The organism is Streptococcus sp. KHUD_011, from assembly GCF_046352925.1.
GTDB lineage: Bacteria > Bacillota > Bacilli > Lactobacillales > Streptococcaceae > Streptococcus.
Genome location: NZ_CP157578.1, coordinates 1,431,695 through 1,450,826 on the forward strand (window position 1 = coordinate 1,431,695; position 19,132 = coordinate 1,450,826).

Genomic DNA, 19,132 nt, shown 5'->3' on the forward strand with positions numbered 1-19,132 from the left:
TCTTTCTAGAAAGGCAAATTACATGAAAGCACACAAAAGACTGACATTTTTAGCTTTAGCTGTTCTTGGCTTATCTAGCCAAGTCGTTTTGGCTGATGACACAAGTCATTCTACTACTAACCCTACCACTAGTTCAACTAGTAGCTCAACGAGTAATTCTCTTAACAGTTCTACAAATACTTCTGCTAGTAGTTCTCAAGCTAGTATAGAAACTTCGTCAAGTACAGCTAGTTCGAGTGAGCAAGAAAGCAAACCTTCTCTTTCTACAGACACCAAACCCAATCAACCTATACAGACTGGTTGGGTAAAAGAAGGGAATAAATGGACTTTTTATAGTCAAACTGGTGTAAAATTTACAGATACCCTCTATGATGGTTATCTCTTTGATAGTAATGGCTACTTGCTTGAAAACAGCTGGTATCAGATGGGAAATAATTGGTACTATATCAATGGTTCAGGTAAATATTTATCCGACCAATGGAGCCAAATCAATGGCAAGTGGTATGCTTTTGATGGCTACGGTAGAATGCTGGCCAATGTCTGGAAGGGCGATTACTACCTCAAATCCAGTGGTGCCATGGCAGATAAGGAATGGGTCTACGACCAAAACTACTCTAGTTGGTTTTACCTCAAATCTGGCGGACGCTACGCCCAAAAACAATGGATTGGTTCCTACTATCTTAAATCTGGTGGCTACATGGCCCATAAGGAATGGATTTACGACCCAGACTATCAAGCTTGGTACTATCTTAAGGACGATGGTGTATATGTCACAGGAACTTATGCTGTGGATGGTAAAAACCAGCTCTTCCAAGGAAATGGAAAATGGGTTCGTGAATTAGCACAAGGTTTTCAAAAAGGACATTACTCTAAAACTATTTTTCTAGATCCAGGACACGGTGGTAAGGATCGCGGGGCTTATTACTATGGCATAGCTGAAAAAGATTTAAACCTGCAAGTTTATCGTAAGCTACGTAAACAACTAGAAGGACTCGGCTATACCGTTCTCACCTCTCGAGATAGTGATATAGACGTTGATTTTATTACCGAGCGTTCTCGTATGGTCAACAAGACCAATGCTGACTTTTTCATCAGCCTTCATTTCAATGCAAAAGGGAATGATACAACCGTTAATCTGGGTATCCAGACCTATTCTTACAAGGATGAACCTGGTTTCCCTAGCAAGATTAACAAGGATTGGCACAACAATCCTGAACGGATGAGTGAAAGTAATCGTCTCGCAGCCGATATCCATTCTTCACTGCTAGCTGAAACTGGAGCTAGAGATGCTGGGCTCTTGCAAGCAACCTTTGCTGTTCTACGTGAAACAGCTAAACCAGCTGTTTTGCTAGAGATGGGATATATGGATAATCCAGAAGAAAACCAAAAAATCCGCAGCAGTGACTACCAAGATAAACTAGTTGAAGGGATTATCAAGGGAATCCAAAAATATTATGCTGGTAATTAAAACAGCTTAAGCCTCGAACTCATTCGGGGCTTATTTTTTATCTAAATCTAGTTCTTCTTTCTAGACCTATTTCCCTTTTCAGCTTATTCTTCCTAACTGTGCTATACTTAATTTATACTCAATGAAAATCAAAGAGCAAACTAGGAAACTAGCCGCAGGTTGCTCAAAGCACCGCTTTGAGGTTGCAGATAAAGTTGACGCGGTTTGAAGAGATTTTCGAAGAGTATTAGTACATTCTTTGAGATTGGAGCTAGTATGAAAATCCATAAAACTGTGAATCCTGTTGCCTATGAAAACACCTATTATTTGGAAGGCGAAAAGCACCTTATGGTGGTTGACCCTGGTAGCCATTGGGAAGCTATTCGTCAGACAATAGAGAAGATCAACAAACCAATCTGCGCTATTCTCTTGACCCATGCCCATTATGACCATATCATGAGTCTGGACTTGGTTCGCGAGACTTTTGACAATCCTCCTGTCTATATCGCAGAGAGTGAAGCCAGCTGGCTCTATACTCCTGTCGATAATCTCTCTGGTCTCCCTCGCCACGATGATATGGCAGATGTGGTCGCAAAACCGGCTGAACACACCTTTATCTTTCACGAAGAATACCAACTGGAGGAATTTCGTTTCACTGTCTTGCCAACACCAGGTCACTCTATCGGCGGTGTTTCTATCGTCTTTCCTGATGCTCACCTAGTCTTGACAGGTGATGCTCTTTTCCGTGAAACAATCGGACGGACCGACCTTCCAACTGGCAGTATGGAACAACTACTTCACAGTATCCAGACCCAACTCTTCACCCTACCAAACTATGATGTCTATCCAGGACATGGTCCAGCTACTACTATTGCTCACGAAAAAACTTTCAATCCTTTTTTCTAGTAAAATGATGACAATCAATAGCACAATTCAAGTAAACTATCCAGCAAATCTTTCTATTACAAAAGGCATCCAGTCAAGGTTTTCACACCTGATTGGATGCCTTTTTTCTGATGACTAGATTTTTTGCCTTACCAAATAATCACGCGGTCTTCTGGTGAACGCCACATACCGTCTCCTTCTTTGACATCATAGGTTGTAAAGAAATCATCGAAGTTTGGTACTTGTACATTGACACGGAGTTTGGCTGGTGCGTGCACATCGACGCTAGCCAAAAGTTTCATAAATTCTGGACGACCTTTCATGCGCCAGATGCGACCGAAGTTGTAGAAGAATTCTTCTGCTGAGAAGTCTGGTTCTCTCTTAGCTGCTTCAAGCGCTGCAGCGATTCCTCCTAAGTCAGCTACGTTTTCTGATACAGTCAATTTACCATTGATGGTTGCTCCATAAGAATCTTGTCCATCAAATTGGTCAATGACTTTTTGTGTTTTCTCCTTGAAGGCAGCATAGTCACTCTCTGTCCACCAATCCTTAAGGCTACCATTTTCATCAAAGGAAGCTCCGTTGGTATCAAAGGCGTGGGAAATTTCATGGGCAATAACTGCCCCAATACCACCGTAGTTAGCAGAAGATGACTGATGCAAGTCATAGAAAGGTGCTTGTAAAATAGCTGCTGGGAAGACAATCAGGTTCTTCTGTGGATTGTAGTAGGCATTGACCATATGAGCAGGCATGCCCCACTCCTTGTAGTCTACAGGCTGGTTCCACTTGCTCCAACTGTGTTTGATTTCCACACGCGCAAAAGCCAGAGCATTTTCAAAAAGACTAGCATTTTCATCCACTACCTTGTCCTTGTAGCGTTCTGGCAATTCTTCTGGATAACCGATATAAGGTTTGATAACATTGAGTTTAACGATGGCCTTGTCACGAGTTTCTGGAGTCAGCCAGTCATTTTTAGCCAAACGTTCCTTATAGACATCAATCATAGTTGCCACTTTTTTCTCTACATCTGCCTTGGCCTCTGGAGAGAATTTTTCATGGGCATACCAGAGACCCAAGGCTTGTTTGAAAGGACCTTGTGCTAGCTGGTAGGCTGCCTTGACCTTGTCTTTGGCTTCTGGAACTCCTGAAAGCGCACGGCTATAGGCACCTGACAAGACACGGATTTCTTCTGTTAAATAGCTGGTTGAGAGATTCACAACACTTAAAATTAAGGTTGCCTTGAGGAGAGGCCAAGCTTCTTCACTGTAGAATTGCTCTGCTGCTTGCCAGAAACGTTCCTCGTCTACGATAACCTTGTCTGGCACTTGTCCAAGAACGGCTTGGAAGAAGTCATCCAAAGGTAGGGCAGGCGCAAATTTCTTGAAATCTTCGTAAGCATATGGATGGTAGAGTTTAGCATACTCTGAACTTTCTTCATTAGAAAGAACCACTGCTGCAACTCGACGGTCCAATTCTAGTCTTTTCTCTAGCAAGTCTTCAATTTCTACATCAGAGAAATCATAAGCCTTGAGGAGATTTGCGCTGCTTTCTTTCCAAAGAGTCAAGAGCTCTTCACGCTGAGGATGATCTTCAGCATAGTAGGTCGTATCTGGCAGGATCGTGCTTGGAGCGCTAGCCCATAAAACGTTGATTCTGGCATCCATAAAGTCTGGCGATACACCAAAAGGAAGGAAGTTCGGTTTTCCTGCAAGTTCAAACTCTGCTAGTCTAGCTGTAAAATCTGCAAAAGTCTCCAATTCTTGGAATTCTTTAAGAAGTGGTAAGACAGGTGTGATACCGTCAGCTTCTCTCTTGTCAAAATCACGAACTAGGCGGTGGTATTTGACAAAGTTTGCCAAGATAGCATCCTCAGGCACCTCTTCACCTGCCAACCACTTGTCTGTTGTCGCAAGCATCAAGTCTTCAATTTCCTGGTCTAAATCAACAAAACCACCTGTTTGAGACTTATCTGCTGGGATTTCAGCTGTCTTCTGCCATTCTCCATTGATTGCATCATAAAAATCATCTTGATAACGTGTCATCTTGTTCTCGCTTTCATTTTTTTAAGTTATTGCTAGCTTAACAAAAATTGCTTGGGAATGCAATTAAAAATGAACTTTCCTTTTCCATCATTTTTCAGTTATTATTTTAATTTTTTCAAAAATTAACTTGACTTAATTTTTTTTTTAATGTATATTAAGAGACAGGAGGAATACAACTGTATGATACGTATCGAAAACCTCAGTGTCTCCTACAAAGAAACGTTGGCACTTAAGGATATTTCACTAGTGCTCCAAGGACCAACAATTACCGGTATCATTGGTCCAAACGGTGCTGGGAAATCAACATTATTAAAAGGGATGCTGGGAATTATCCCACATCAAGGTCAGGCATTTCTCGATGACAAGGAAGTTAAAAAATCCTTACATCGAATCGCCTATGTCGAACAAAAAATCAATATCGACTACAACTTTCCCATCAAGGTCAAGGAATGTGTCTCGCTAGGACTATTTCCCTCTATTCCTCTCTTTCACAGTTTAAAAGCTAAACATTGGAAGAAAGTGCAAGAGGCCCTTGAAATTGTCGGTCTAGCTGACTATGCTGAACGGCAAATCAGTCAACTGTCTGGAGGTCAATTCCAGCGGGTCTTGATTGCCAGATGTCTGGTGCAGGAAGCCGACTATATCCTCTTGGATGAACCCTTTGTTGGGATTGACTCAGTCAGTGAAGAAATCATCATGAATACGCTGAGAGATCTGAAAAAAGCTGGAAAGACGGTTCTCATCGTCCACCACGACCTCAGCAAGGTTCCCCACTACTTCGATCAAGTCTTGCTTGTCAATCGAGAAGTGATTGCCTTTGGTCCAACCAAAGAAACCTTTACCGAAGCCAATCTCAAAGAAGCTTACGGTAATCGACTATTTTTCAATGGAGGTGACCTATGATTGCAGAATTTATCGATGGATTACAAAAATTCCATTTCTTACAAAATGCCTTGATAACGGCTATTGTCATCGGGGTCGTAGCTGGAGCTGTGGGATGTTTCATCATCCTACGAGGGATGTCACTCATGGGAGATGCCATTTCACATGCTGTCTTGCCAGGTGTAGCCCTCTCCTTTATCTTGGGCCTTGACTTCTTTATCGGAGCCATTGTCTTCGGACTACTAGCTGCTATCATCATTACCTACATCAAGGGAAACTCGATTATCAAAAGCGATACCGCCATCGGCATTACCTTTTCTTCTTTCTTAGCCCTCGGTATCATCTTGATTAGTGTCGCTAAAAGTTCAACTGACCTTTTCCATATTCTTTTTGGTAATATCCTGGCCGTCCAAGATACGGATATGTTTATTACTATGGGTGTGGGGGCAGCCATTCTCTTGTTGATCTGGATTTTCTTCAAGCAACTCTTGATAACATCCTTTGATGAACTCTTGGCTAAAGCCATGGGAATGCCTGTCAATTTCTATCACTACCTTCTCATGGTACTCCTAACTCTCGTGTCTGTGACAGCCATGCAAAGTGTCGGAACTATCCTGATTGTAGCCATGCTGATTACCCCAGCGGCAACTGCTTATCTCTATGCTAATAGCCTGAAAAGCATGATTTTCCTTTCCTCAACATTTGGAGCGACAGCTTCAGTTTTGGGGCTCTTTATCGGCTATAGCTTTAACGTTGCAGCAGGTTCTAGTATCGTGCTTACAGCCGCTAGTTTCTTTCTCATTAGCTTCTTTATCGCTCCAAAACAACGATATTTGAAACTGAAAAATAAACATTTGTTAAAATAAGGGGCAAAACCCCAATAAATTGGAGGATCTAATGAAAAAATTAGGTACATTACTCGTTCTCTTTCTTTCCGTCATTGCTCTTGTAGCATGTGCTAGCGGAAAAAAAGATGCAGCTTCTGGTCAAAAACTAAAAGTTGTTGCTACAAACTCAATCATCGCTGATATTACTAAAAATATTGCTGGTGACAAGATTGATCTTCACAGTATCGTTCCTGTTGGTCAAGACCCACACGAATACGAACCACTTCCTGAAGACGTTAAGAAAACATCTCAAGCTGATTTGATTTTCTATAACGGGATCAACCTTGAAACAGGTGGCAATGCTTGGTTTACAAAATTGGTAGAAAATGCCAAGAAAACTGAAAACAAAGACTACTTTGCAGTCAGCGAAGGCGTTGATGTTATCTACCTCGAAGGCCAAAACGAAAAAGGCAAAGAAGACCCACACGCTTGGCTTAACCTTGAAAACGGTATGATTTTTGCTAAAAACATCGCAAAACAATTGAGCGCGAAAGACCCTAGCAACAAGGAATTCTACGAAAAAAATCTCAAAGAATATACTGATAAACTAGACAAACTTGATAAAGAAGCTAAAGAGAAATTTAACAACATCCCTGCTGAGAAAAAACTCATCGTAACCAGCGAAGGATGCTTCAAATACTTCTCTAAAGCCTATGGTGTCCCAAGTGCCTACATCTGGGAAATCAACACTGAAGAAGAAGGAACACCTGACCAAATCAAGACCTTGGTTGAAAAACTTCGCCAAACAAAAACTCCTTCCCTCTTTGTAGAATCAAGTGTGGATGACCGTCCAATGAAAACTGTTTCTCAAGACACAAACATCCCAATCTACGCACAAATCTTTACTGACTCTATCGCAGAACAAGGTAAAGAAGGCGACAGCTACTACAACATGATGAAATACAACCTTGATAAGATTGCTGAAGGATTGGCAAAATAAGCCTCTGAAAAACGTCATTCTTTTCCGAATTGACGTTTTTTCTCTGCCCACATTTCCAGTCAAATCATTGGAAAATTCTGACCGTTTCAGCTACAATGGAAGAAAAAAGATTGGAGTATCCTATGGTAACTTTTCTCGGAAATCCTGTGAGCTTTACAGGTAAACAACTACAAGTCGGCGACAAGGCACTTGATTTTTCACTCACTACAACAGACCTTTCTAAAAAATCTCTGGCTGATTTTGATGGAAAGAAAAAAGTCTTGAGTGTCGTGCCTTCTATCGATACAGGTATCTGCTCAACTCAAACGCGTCGTTTTAACCAAGAACTGGCTGGGATGGACAACACGGTCGTCTTGACTGTCTCTATGGACCTCCCTTTTGCCCAAAAACGTTGGTGTGGTGCTGAAGGTATTGAAAATGCCATCATGCTCTCGGACTATTTCGACCAGTCCTTTGGACGTGATTATGCCCTCTTAATCAATGAGTGGCACCTATTGGCACGCGCAGTCTTTGTCCTCGATACTGACAATACTATTCGCTACGTTGAATACGTGGACAATATCAATTCTGAACCAAACTTCGAAGCCGCAATTGCAGCTGCTAAAGCCCTATAGAAAAAATCCTCTGTCACAAAGAGTTCCCTTCTCTTTGAAACGGAGGATTTTTGTTTACGAGTAAATATAAGTTCAATCAGATAAAAACAACTACCTTACTCTACAGATTTCAAGGCTTCAAGCATATCAACCTTTCTCAGATGATGATTGACGAAGAAACCAAGCAAGGTCAAAATGATGCTTACTGCTGCCACTGGGATTACATAGACTTCCCAGCCTACCTGCGGATAAAAGAGAATAGTAGCAGGCGAAATCATTTGAATCAAAAATTGATGTAAATAGAAACCAGATACCAAACCAAGTACGATTCCCACAAGGGACAGCACAATCGTCTCACGGTAAATGTAGAGAGTGACTTCATTATTATGAAAACCGAGAACCTTGATAGTGGAGAGTTCACGGATTCTCTCAGCTACGTTAATGTTGGTTAGATTGTAAAGGATAACGATAGCCAACAGAACCGATACGATGACCAAGATGGTCATAGTCTGATTGAGTGAGCTAGCGACGGAGTCAAAGAGTCGAATGGCTGAAGCATTTTGGACAACGCTGGACACCGCAGCTTGATTCATAAGTAAGCCGGCCTGCCTTTCGATACTAGTTGCACTGGTATCCCTTAGCGAAACCAGATAAGTGTTGGCTTGGGGTAGCTGGCCGTAAATTTGCTCATAGCTAGCCTGACTCATATAAATAAAGTGACCAACGTAGTTCTCAGTAATAGCAGCAACCGTTAATTCCTTACCTTCAATTTCTAGAGTTTGTCCAACCTTGACACCTGCCAGCTGGGCAAGTTTAGCTGTAATAACGACGCCATCTTTTAATGTCAGCTCCTGCTGATGATGTTGCAGATGGATAAAGGGAGTCAAATCCTCCTTCTCTGTCATCATAAGAGTAACAGTCTGAAGACCAGCCTTGCCTTTAAAATCCTTGTCTAGCGTCTTAGAATAAATTTTCTGGTAGGCTTGAATAGCCTGACCTTTCAACACTTCTTCTAGATTTGCCTTGTCTTGATTGGTCGCACTAAGATTTTCAGAGACAATCATTTGATACTGTTGGATTTGTTGAAACTGTCTAGACGGAACTCCTGCTACAGAGGATTGGATTCCCAAACCTGCAAAGAGCAGAGCGACTGAACCTGCCACACCAAAGATCGTCATCAACATACGCTGCTTATAAAGGAAGATATTTCGGGCTGTTACCTTATGGTTAAAACTGAGACGACGCCAGATAAAACCGATGCGCTCCAGTAAGATTTTAGCTCCTTTGACAGGTGGTTTAGGCAGTAAAAGCTGGGCTGCTTCATCATGAAGTTCCCTACGAGCTACCAAGTAGGCTGGTAACACACTCGCCAACCAACCCAAACCAAGAGCTAGTAAACTATAGCTCCAATAGAAGTGAATCTGGGTTTCTCCCACCACCATGCCTTTTGTAATGACACTTGAAATCACACTGGCTAGCATATAATGGCCAAGTATGCTACCAAGAGCTGTTCCGACAGTCCCAGCTACCAGTCCGTAGAGGAGAAATTTAGCGATAATATCCTTACTACGATAGCCCAAGGCTTTAAAAATCCCTGCATGAGTTCGCTCTTCATCCACAAAGCGAGTCATGGTTGTAAAGGTCACCATGGCTGCTACGGCATAAAGCACCACAGGAAAGATATTGCCCACTGCTCGAATACTGGCTGAAGCATTGCTATACATGAGATAGCCCTGACCACCTGGTATGGTCTGCCGATTATAGACTTGATACTTAGGCTCCTCCAAATCATCTAAGACTTGCTGATGTTTTTCTAATTTTTCCTTTTCTTGGGCCAGATTTTGTTCAGCCTGCTTTAGTTTGTCCTCTTCCTTGCTCAATTCCTGCTTGGCTTGAGTAAGTTGAGCACTGGCCTGCTCTCTCTGGGCTTGAGGGAGAAAGGCTAGTTGACTTTCCTGAGCCTGTAAACGAGCTTGAGCAGCTGCTAAACGACGCTTGCCTTCCTGCAAATTAGTCTCAGCCTTGTCAAGGGTCTCTTGGCCTTTGTATAGAGACTCTTGGCCTTCTTTTCTCAAGAGTTGCAGACGTGCCTTGCCATTATCTGACAGAACTTGTTCTAGGTCTTCCTGATGTTGCTTGGATTTTTCTTCATAAGCTTCTGAGAAAGCATTTAAGCCTGCTAAATCTTGATATTTCAAACGAGCTATATTGTAGACTTTCTGATCAAACTGACTAGGTAAAATCACCCCATAGGCTGTCAGAGTCCCACTTCCACTGCCTGCGTAGCCCATATCTCTCTGGGAGAGGATTTCAGCTGAATCCACAAAACCAGTAATGGTATAAGTATGATCTTTTAAAGAGGAATGACCCTCTTCTTTTTCTTTAAAACTAATCTCCTGTCCTAATCTATATTGCCCCTGCAGATGACTTGCCAAAGCGATTTCCTTGTCTGACTGAGGAAGTCGTCCCTCTCTTAGCTGAAAGGTTGAAATTCGCTCTGGTTTGGAGTACAGCCGAATGGCATCCTGCCCATTCTCCATAGTCACATCTGTCAAATAGCCAAACTCAACCTCTGCGCCCTCCGTCTGTTCTAGTTCTTCTTGATCTGTTTGATCCAAACCATAATTAGACATAACTGCCAAATCCAAGGTTTGAGCAGTTGTTAAATAAGCATTAGCTGTCGCCTCCATGTTGGGGCTAGTCACTTTGAGGCCTACTAGGGCTAGAGACCCTAACATCATCAAGGTCAAGATGGATAAAAAACGCCCCTTGGATCCTGTGAAGGACTGAATTAAGTCCTTCCAATAGGTTTTTCGCTTGATCATGCTAGTACTCCAAACTGTCGATATCCTGAGGTTGCTGGTTCATCACCACATCCTTGACACTGGCATCGTGCATATGAATCACGCGATCAGCAATAGGAGCTAGTGCGCTATTATGGGTCACGATAATCACCGTCGCTCCCTTTTGAAGAGACATATCTTGGAGAATCTTCAAGACTTGCTTACCCGTCTGATAATCCAAGGCTCCAGTCGGTTCGTCACAAAGGAGAATTTTAGGATTTTTGGCTACCGCGCGTGCAATGGAGACTCGCTGTTGCTCCCCTCCAGAAAGCTGGGCAGGAAAGTTGTTGAGACGATGATCCAGACCTACATCTGTCAAGACCTGCTCAGGATCCAAGGCATCTGTCACGATTTCTGAGGCCAACTCCACATTTTCCTTAGCTGTCAGATTGGACACTAGATTATAAAACTGAAAAACAAAACCAACATCATTTCTGCGGTAATTGGTTCTCTGGTGGGAACTATAGTCTGCAATATTGACACCATCAATCCAAATCTCCCCCTCATCATTGGTATCCATTCCCCCAAGAAGGTTAAGAACTGTTGACTTACCTGCACCAGATGCACCTAGAATAATCACCAATTCACCCTTTTCGATTTCAAAATTCACATCGCGATTGGCCACAATCTCCGTGTCCCCAACCTGATAACGCTTGTAACAGTGTCTCATCTCAATATAAGCCATAAGACCCATCCTCTCTCAAACAAATTACTTCCTACTACCATTATAACGCTTTTTCAACTAGTTGGAAACTGCTTACATTCTCAAATCCTTATTAAAAGGCAGTTTCAAATTACTGCCTTCTATTATCTTCTTAAAAATAAAATTGAACAAGATCACCTTCTGCTGTTGCCACCGAAATACAATCTTTCCCCATGTATTTCACTTTTGCTTTTTCTTGATTCATTTCAATCACACTCTTCTCAATACCTGGATAAGAGACTCGCAAATCTCCCCCGCTTCTTGATAAAATGGTCATCTGTAAGAGTTTTTTATCCTCCCACCGCATACTAACTTCAAAATGTCCACGTGCCACTAAGCCTGAAACAGAACCCCTTGACCATGCATCAGGTAGGGCAGCTAGGGGCACCAGAGAAGCTGTATGAGACTGGAGCAACATTTCTGCTATGCCACTCGTAGCACCAAAATTACCATCTATCTGAAAAGGAGGATGGCTACACCAAAGATTTGGCAGAGTGGATGACTTTAACTGCTCTGCTAATAATTTATGAGCTCGATTGCCATCTCCTAGACGCGCCCAGAGATTAATTTTATTAGCCTTGGACCAACCTGTTCCGCCATCTCCACGATCATTGAGGCTAGCACGCGCCGCTTCAAGATACTCTTGTCCCTTATAGCTAAAAAGATTTCCAGGATAGAGTCCCACTAGATGGGAAGCGTGCCGATGCTGAGCCTCCACTTTCTCATTTTGAAAATGCTGCTCTTCCTCTTCATACCACTCCCTGATTCGACCAGATTGAGTGATTTGAAGAGGATTAAGCAGATCAAACTTCTCCTTAACCTCAGTCAACAAGTCCTCATCCAGCCCCAATTCCTGAGCAGCCTGAATAAAATCATGAAATAACTGCCAAATCAGAGATTGGTCATACGTATTGCCAATCGAAATCGGACCATGTTCCGGTGAGTAAGACGGAGAAGATACCCAACGTTGAGCCTGCTGATCCTCATGTAAAAAATCATTCCAAAAACGAACCGTTTCCTTCAACATGGGATAAATTTTCTCCCTGAGATAGTCTTGGTCCCTGTAAAATAAATAGGCTTCATAAACAGTTTGCATCATCCACGCATTGGCAGCTGGTGACCACCCCCAATAGTAATCCCAACCAGGTGCCGTCCAACCAAAGGGAGTCGCTTGAGTATGAACCAACCAACCATTCTCCTCCCCTTCTTGAGAGACGATTCCTGCATACCTTGCAGCTGCTAGACGACCATAGCTACGTAAATCATCTACATAGTTGATGATCGGAAAGGCTGTCTCTAGGAGATTGGTAACATAGGCTGGCCAATAATTCATCTGCAGATTGATATTCAGGTGATAGTCCGAATTCCAAGGAGGATTATCGACCGCATTCCAGACCCCTTGCAAGTTAGCTGGTAGAGCATCTGGACAATCTCTGGAAGAACTAATCAATAAATACCGTCCATACTGGAAGAAGAGCTCCTCCAAAGCCTGCCCTGCTTGTGGCTTATAATTTTTTAACAACTCATCTGTAGTGGATGTGTCAACATCAGCTCCCAAATCCAATTGAACACGCTGAAATAAGGCTTGGTAGTCCTCAATATGCCTTGATTTCAATTGGGCATAGCCCTTTTCTTTAACTGTCTCCACCAAGTCTCTTACCTGTTGCTCTAAATCTATTTTCTTGCGATAATTACTAGCAGGATTTTGGGCAAAATCCGTCTTAGCCGCCAAGAAGAGATTGGCATAACTGGCTCCTGATATCTGAATCTTATCTGACCAGACTCTAATATCTCCATCCGTTTCCCAAGCTAAACAGCTAGCAAACTGCAGGTCATTGTCCTTAACCCATCCCTTCATCAAGATATGAGAAGCAGTGATATCTAGCTGGCACTCTTTGTAATCAGATTTTTCCTGTTCATACTTTTCATCAGAAGCCAAATCACGACTTAGCGACAGTTCTATAGTAAAATCTAGAGTTTCCGACCCTTCCTTAGTAAAGCGCTGAACCAAGAGATTATCTGGAAAACTCGCAAAAGCTTCACGTTCAAATCGCGTTCCCTTATAGGCATAAGAAGTCGTCGCAAGTGCCTTACTGATATTCAGCTGTCTCTGATAGTCCGTCACCTGAGACAAAGTCGTGCCTTGCTGGCTGAACTCAATGAAAATATCTCCAAAGGACAGATAGGTCCCATATTGACTCGTTTTAGGCCCGACTAGGTACTGTTCAGCCAGTTCCTTAGCAGTATTGTAGTCTCTATTTTCCAAAGCCTGCCGAATCTCAGATAAAAAGTTATGCTGATCCTGAAGATTTCCACCCTGATAATCGGAACTATCTGGTTGAGGTCCACCAGACCAAAGGCTCTTTTCATTGAATTGAATCCGCTCAGCTCCAATAAGCCCAAATACTTTTGCCCCTAAAGAACCATTGCCTATCGGTAAGGCCTCTTCTTCCCAACCCTTATATGTTATTGACGCTGGTTGCTTGTAGGCCAGTACATAATCTTGTTTTTTATTCCTTATCATACTACCATACTAACATAAAAAGCCTAGAAATCAATTCTAGACTTATAATTTTTTATTTTCCAAGGTAGTATTCAGAAACTACGTTCAATTTTTCGTCAAATTCGAATACCAATGGTGGGAAGTTAGGGATTTCTACGTCCATGATTTCGTCATCTGACAAACCTTTGATGTGTTTTACAAGGGCACGGATTGAGTTTCCGTGAGCTCCTACGAATACGTTTTTACCATCTTTAAGAGCTGGAGCGATTTTATCTTCCCAGAAAGGAAGGGCACGTTCCAAAGTCACTTTCAAGTTTTCAGCATCTGGAATAACTGAGTCGTCAAGTGAAGCGTAACGACGGTCTGTGTGAGCTGAGTGCTCATCATCACGATCCATGTTTGGAGGCAATACATCGTATGAACGACGCCAGATGTGAACTTGCTCATCACCAAATTGTTCAGCAGCTTCAGCTTTGTTTTTACCAGTCAAACCACCGTAGTGACGTTCGTTCAAACGCCATGATTTTTCAACTGGAACCCACAATTGGTCAGAAGCTTCAAGAGCCAAGTTAGTTGTTTTAATCGCACGTTTCAATACTGAAGTGTAAGCTTGGTCAAATTCGATACCAGCTTCTTTGATCAATTTACCAGCATCAATCGCTTGTTGTGTACCTTTTTCAGACAAATCAACATCAGCCCAACCAGTGAAAAGGTTAGCTTTGTTCCATTCAGACTCACCGTGGCGAGCAAAAACCAATTTTACCATTAGATGGATTCTCCTTTAAATTTTCCGAGGTTCCCCTCGTTTATCTATTCTATTTTACACAATTTTTCACAAAAAAGCTAGTCAAAACCAAAAAGGAAAGGACTGTTTGGCAATCCTTTTCCTTATTTTTTATCATTCAACTTTGAATTTTTTGAGACTTCCTAAAAATAGTGAACCACCGATAATTGCTAGGATTCCTCCTACCCAACCAAGGGCTGGAATCAATCCAACTGCTCCACCTACGATTAATAGGACAGAAGGAGCCGAACCAACACGACTTTCTCCCTTATAGTATACAATCGCAACAATTCCTAAAACCAAAATAGCAATTTTTAAAACGGTTGGAAGTAAAACTCCTGCAACTCCTGCAACTGTTGTAGATGCAGTTAATTCAGGACTCTGTGTAGCTGTTGCTGTGGCAGCTGTACTCACAACTGCTGCTAGTAAAAGAAACGGGGCAATAAGCAAGTAGAGTCCACCTACTAAACCAACAATACCACTATAAAGTGCTAAAGCTTTTGATTTCATAACAAATCTCCTTTTTTATTTTTTCAAGTAAGATTGTATCATATTTGCTAAAAAAAAAAAAAAGCATTTTCTGGAATTATAAAATAAAAACTTGCATAATATGAAATAAAATTAAGCAAATATGTGAAAAGAAATTTCCATTTCCCCCTTGCTAGTCTCCTTACTTTTTGTTAGAATGATGTCAAAAAATAAAGAAGGTTAACATTATGCCACAACATCTCTTTAAAGAATTGGCTCAACTAGAGCAAGTAGAGGCTCTAGCTCTAGGAGGTTCACGGGCCGGACAACATTTTGACAAAGACTCTGATTATGATGTATATGTCTACCTCAGTGCTCCTCTCTCGCCAGACATACGAAAAGAAATTCTCAGTAAATACTGCTCCTATAGGGAAATCGGTAATCAATTTTGGGAATTGGAAGACGATTGTGTTCTCAATAATGGTATCGAGATTGAGCTGATTTACCGCTCTCTGGACGAATTTGACAAAGATTTACAAGCCGTAGTTTTAGAGCACCAAGCCCAGAATTCTTACACCACTTGTATGTGGTACAATCTGCTCAACAGTAAGATTATCTACGATCGAGATGGTCACTATGCTGCCCTTCAGAAAAAGTACAATCTTCCTTATCCAGCTGAACTGAAAAAGAATATCATAAACAAGCAGTTCCTTCTCCTCGACCAAGCTATGCCAGCTTTTTCAAGACAAATCAAAAAGGCCCTCAAACGCCAAGATTTACTCAGCATCAATCACCGCACTAGTGAGTTTTTCGCCTCTTATTTCGATTTGCTCTTCGCCTTCAATGAGCAGCTCCATCCAGGAGAAAAACGCATGCTCCAGTACGCAAAAAATAATTGCTCTCATCTACCTCAACATTTTGAAGACAATATCCAAGACTATTTTCAAAATCTCTACCAGCTAGATCAGTATGAGAAAACAGTCCTAACTTTAGAGCAGCTCCTATTAAATCTCAAACACTTGATTAATGAATCTATTTAAAATTACAATAAAAGCTCATGAAATCTGCTTTTCAGATGATCCATGAGCTTTTTAAATTTCCATAATATATAGCAATGTAGAATTGATTGAAATAAGAGCAGGATAAAAAGGTACAAACATGATAAAAACGCATCGTATCAGGTGTTCAAAAACGTGATACAATGCGTTTAATAGACTATAAAATTAGTTGTCTTTTCTTCTCAAATTGTGTTTTCTCTAGACTTTTCAGCCTTATTTTTCTTCAAATCCTTCTGCGACTGCATCCGCAAAGTTTTCTTCTACGATGCTTGCACAGTGGTCACAGATGACTGCGTGGTAGCTACGTTCTGCTGTTGTTGGGTCAATACGACGGCAACGGTCACATACTTGGCCTGTAGCGCGTTCAACAGTGAAGGCTACATCTTCGAAGCTAACAGCAGCTTCTGGAGCTGGTCCTTCTGCGATAGTCAAGTCTGACACGATTAAAAGTTGAGCTACATTGCTGTTTACTGCTTCGAGTAGAGTTTTCACAACTTCGTTTGGATAAACTGTCAAGTGTGCTTCAAGTGATTTACCGATTACTTTTGCATTACGAGCTTCTTCCAAGGCTTTTTGAGCTTGTCCACGGAAGTCCATAAAGGCTGCCCATGTATCCAAGACTTCTTCTTGATTAGCAAAAGTTTCCGCTTCTGGCAATTCTGACAATTGAACGAAGTCTTCAGCTTCAAACTCAAGATATGACCAGATTTCTTCCGCAGTGTGAGGAAGGATAGGTGTCAAGAGTTTTGTGATTTTGACAAGAATGTCATAGAAGACAGTCTGCATTTGACGACGTTCCAATGATTTGGCACCTTCGATGTAAACAACATCTTTAGCAAAATCAAGGTAGAAGGCTGACAAATCAACGTTGATAAAGTTCACCAAGGCCTTGTAGATTGTCAAGAATTCAAAGTTAGCATAGGCATCACGAATGGTCTTGACAAGCTGGTTAAAGCGAATCGTCATGTACTTATCAACTGAGCGAAGTTCATCGTAAGCTACTGCGTCTTGAGCTGGGTTAAAGTCAGATGTGTTAGCAATCAAGAATCGAAGGGTGTTACGGATTTTACGGTAAGTTTCAGAGACTTGGCTCAAGATATCCATAGAGATACGTACATCGTTGCTTGAGTCTACACTTGTTACCCAGAGACGCAAGATTTCCGCACCAAATTGTTTTTCAACATCGCTTGGAGCAATGGTATTTCCAAGAGATTTAGACATCTTCTCACCTTTACCGTCAAGGGCAAAACCTTGTGACAAGATTTGTTTGTAAGGTGCTACGCCATGGTTGGCAACAGATGTGATGAGTGAAGAGTTGAACCAACCACGGTACTGGTCAGAACCTTCTAGGTAAAGGTCTGCTGGGTAAGTCAACTCAGGACGGTTTACTACCACTCCATTCCATGATGAACCTGAGTCAAACCAAACGTCCATGATATCTGTTTCTTTTTTGAACTCACCATTTGGTGAACCTGGATGAGTAAATCCTTCTGGTAAGAGGTCTTTGGCATCACGTTCCCACCAAATGCTTGAACCATGTTCCTCAAAGAGTTGAGCCACGTGTTCAATAGTTTCAGCTGTCATGATCGCTGTACCATCTTCAGCGTAGAAGATAGGAAGTGGAACACCCCAAGCACGTTGACGAGAGATAACCCAGTCACCACGGTCACGAATCATATTGTAAAGACGGACTTTACCCCATTCTGAGTGGAATTTCACTTTTTCAATTTCGTCCAAGATTTCTTGGCGGAATTTAGAAACTGAGGCAAACCATTGTGGAACTGCACGCCAGATGATTGGTTTCTTCGTACGCCAGTCAAATGGGTATGAGTGAGAGATTTCTTCTTGGGCAAGAAGGAGGTTACCAAGTTTTTCAATAACAGTTGGAACTACCTTTTCATAGAATTGACCTTCAAACTCAGGACCAGCATTCTTCATCATGATACCACGTTCGTCAACAGTGACTGCGACTTCAAGATCATTAGCAATACCAACATTGTAGTCGTCCTCACCAAAACCAGGGGCTGTATGGACAATACCAGTACCAGAGTCAGTTGTAACGTGGTCTCCAAGGATAACCAATTCATCTACAGCTGTATCCCATGGGTGTTCTGTTACGATATGATTCAATTCTTGACCACGGTAAGTTGCCAACACTTGAACATCAGCCCAACCAAACTTCTCAGACAAGCTAGTCAATAATTCTGCAGCAACCACAAACTTACGAGTTTCACCAGCAGGTTGAACCAAAACGTAATCAATATCCTCACCAACAGTCAAACCACGAGAAGCTGTGATAGTAAATGGAGTAGTTGTCCAAACAACGATATAAGTATCTGTATCTAGAACACCTTTGCCATCTTTTACCTTATTGGCATAGTAAAGGGAAGTTGAAACCAAGTCATGGTATTCAATCTCTGCTTCAGCAAGGGCTGACTCAGATGACCAAGACCAGTAAACTGGTTTTGCACCACGGTAGATATAACCTTTATTAGCCATCTCACCAAATACACGGATTTGGGCTGCTTCATAATCAGGAGTCAAAGTCACATATGGATTTTCCCAGTCACCAGAAACACCCAAACGTTTAAAGTCTTCACGTTGTTTATCTACTTGAGAAAGAGCGTATTCACGGCAAAGTTTCAAGTACTCAACCAAGTCCATTTCTTTACGTTTGACACCTTGTTTTGCCAAAACTTGCTCGATTGGCAGACCATGAGTGTCCCAACCCGGGATAAATGGTGCGTAAAAACCTGACATAGATTTTGAGCGAACAATGATATCTTTTGAAATCTTGTTCATAGCATGTCCAACGTGGATATTTCCGTTAGCGTATGGAGGGCCATCATGTAAGGTAAAATGAGGTTTTCCTTGGTTCAATTCTTGACGACGTTGATAAAGTTTTGCATCTTCCCATTCCTTTTGCCAAACTGGCTCTTTGGTCGGAAGGCCTGCACGCATTGGGAAAGTTGTTTTCCCAAGATTAAGGGTATCTTTGAGTTTCATGGTATCTCCTTTATAAATAATAACAAATTAAAAACCACGACTTCCAAAAAGGACGAAAATCGTGGTACCACCTTTATTCGAAAAAAGACTC

General features: G+C 41.8%; 14 protein-coding genes. 7 read left to right on the plus strand and 7 right to left on the minus strand.

Translation table 11 applies throughout. The annotated features are described in order from the left end of the window. Positions 1–22: 22 nt before the first annotated feature. Positions 23–1,468, plus strand: a complete 1,446-nt coding sequence (locus tag ABKJ27_RS06745) for an N-acetylmuramoyl-L-alanine amidase (protein ID WP_410011565.1) — start codon at positions 23–25, stop codon at positions 1,466–1,468. Between the two features lie 255 nt (positions 1,469–1,723). Then, complete coding sequence (locus ABKJ27_RS06750) at positions 1,724–2,353, plus strand: MBL fold metallo-hydrolase (protein WP_261034804.1); 630 nt, start codon at positions 1,724–1,726, stop codon at positions 2,351–2,353. Positions 2,354–2,481: 128 nt separating this feature from the next. Here ABKJ27_RS06750 and pepO read toward each other — a convergent pair whose 3' ends face one another. Continuing rightward, entirely contained in the window at positions 2,482–4,374 is a 1,893-nt protein-coding gene (gene pepO / locus ABKJ27_RS06755) for an endopeptidase PepO (protein ID WP_410011566.1), read from the minus strand. 180 nt (positions 4,375–4,554) lie between these two features. Here pepO and ABKJ27_RS06760 point away from each other — a divergent pair, with 180 nt between their 5' ends. From ABKJ27_RS06760 to tpx, 4 genes are all read left to right on the plus strand, one after another. After that, entirely contained in the window at positions 4,555–5,277 is a 723-nt protein-coding gene (locus tag ABKJ27_RS06760; RefSeq protein WP_023946180.1) for a metal ABC transporter ATP-binding protein, read from the plus strand. Beyond that, entirely contained in the window at positions 5,274–6,122 is an 849-nt protein-coding gene (locus tag ABKJ27_RS06765; RefSeq protein ID WP_000559776.1) for a metal ABC transporter permease, read from the plus strand. The genes ABKJ27_RS06760 and ABKJ27_RS06765 overlap by 4 nt, the downstream gene beginning before the upstream one ends. Before the next feature lie 31 nt (positions 6,123–6,153). After that, positions 6,154–7,083 (plus strand): metal ABC transporter substrate-binding lipoprotein/adhesin PsaA, encoded by a 930-nt coding sequence (gene psaA, locus ABKJ27_RS06770; RefSeq protein ID WP_000733076.1) that lies wholly within the window; start codon positions 6,154–6,156, stop codon positions 7,081–7,083. Between the two features lie 122 nt (positions 7,084–7,205). After that, a complete protein-coding gene (gene tpx / locus ABKJ27_RS06775) occupies positions 7,206–7,697 on the plus strand; it encodes a thiol peroxidase (RefSeq protein WP_410011567.1) in 492 nt (163 codons plus the stop codon). A 95-nt stretch (positions 7,698–7,792) separates the two neighbouring features. Here the strand turns inward: tpx and ABKJ27_RS06780 are convergent, their stop codons facing one another. From ABKJ27_RS06780 to ABKJ27_RS06800, 5 genes are all read right to left on the minus strand, one after another. After that, positions 7,793–10,501 carry an ABC transporter permease gene (locus ABKJ27_RS06780; protein ID WP_410011568.1) on the minus strand — a complete coding sequence of 903 codons (2,709 nt, stop codon included), beginning with the start codon at positions 10,499–10,501 and terminating at the stop codon, positions 7,793–7,795. 1 nt (position 10,502) lies between these two features. Next, entirely contained in the window at positions 10,503–11,204 is a 702-nt protein-coding gene (locus tag ABKJ27_RS06785) for an ABC transporter ATP-binding protein (protein ID WP_410011569.1), read from the minus strand. Positions 11,205–11,334: 130 nt separating this feature from the next. Next, the gene (locus ABKJ27_RS06790; protein WP_410011570.1) at positions 11,335–13,746 is read right to left on the minus strand and encodes a glycoside hydrolase family 95 protein; all 2,412 of its coding nucleotides are present in this window, start codon (positions 13,744–13,746) and stop codon (positions 11,335–11,337) included. 52 nt (positions 13,747–13,798) lie between these two features. After that, complete coding sequence (locus ABKJ27_RS06795) at positions 13,799–14,491, minus strand: phosphoglycerate mutase (RefSeq protein WP_000240129.1); 693 nt, start codon at positions 14,489–14,491, stop codon at positions 13,799–13,801. 132 nt (positions 14,492–14,623) lie between these two features. Beyond that, complete coding sequence (locus ABKJ27_RS06800) at positions 14,624–15,019, minus strand: hypothetical protein (protein ID WP_410011571.1); 396 nt, start codon at positions 15,017–15,019, stop codon at positions 14,624–14,626. 206 nt (positions 15,020–15,225) lie between these two features. Between ABKJ27_RS06800 and ABKJ27_RS06805 the strand changes: the two genes are divergently transcribed. Then, positions 15,226–16,017 carry a nucleotidyltransferase domain-containing protein gene (locus ABKJ27_RS06805; RefSeq protein WP_410011572.1) on the plus strand — a complete coding sequence of 264 codons (792 nt, stop codon included), beginning with the start codon at positions 15,226–15,228 and terminating at the stop codon, positions 16,015–16,017. A gap of 231 nt (positions 16,018–16,248) precedes the next feature. On the opposite strand, the gene ileS is transcribed toward ABKJ27_RS06805, so the two are convergent. Then, positions 16,249–19,041, minus strand: coding sequence for an isoleucine--tRNA ligase (gene ileS, locus ABKJ27_RS06810; RefSeq protein ID WP_410011573.1), 2,793 nt, complete (start codon positions 19,039–19,041; stop codon positions 16,249–16,251). Between the last annotated feature and the right edge of the window lie 91 nt (positions 19,042–19,132).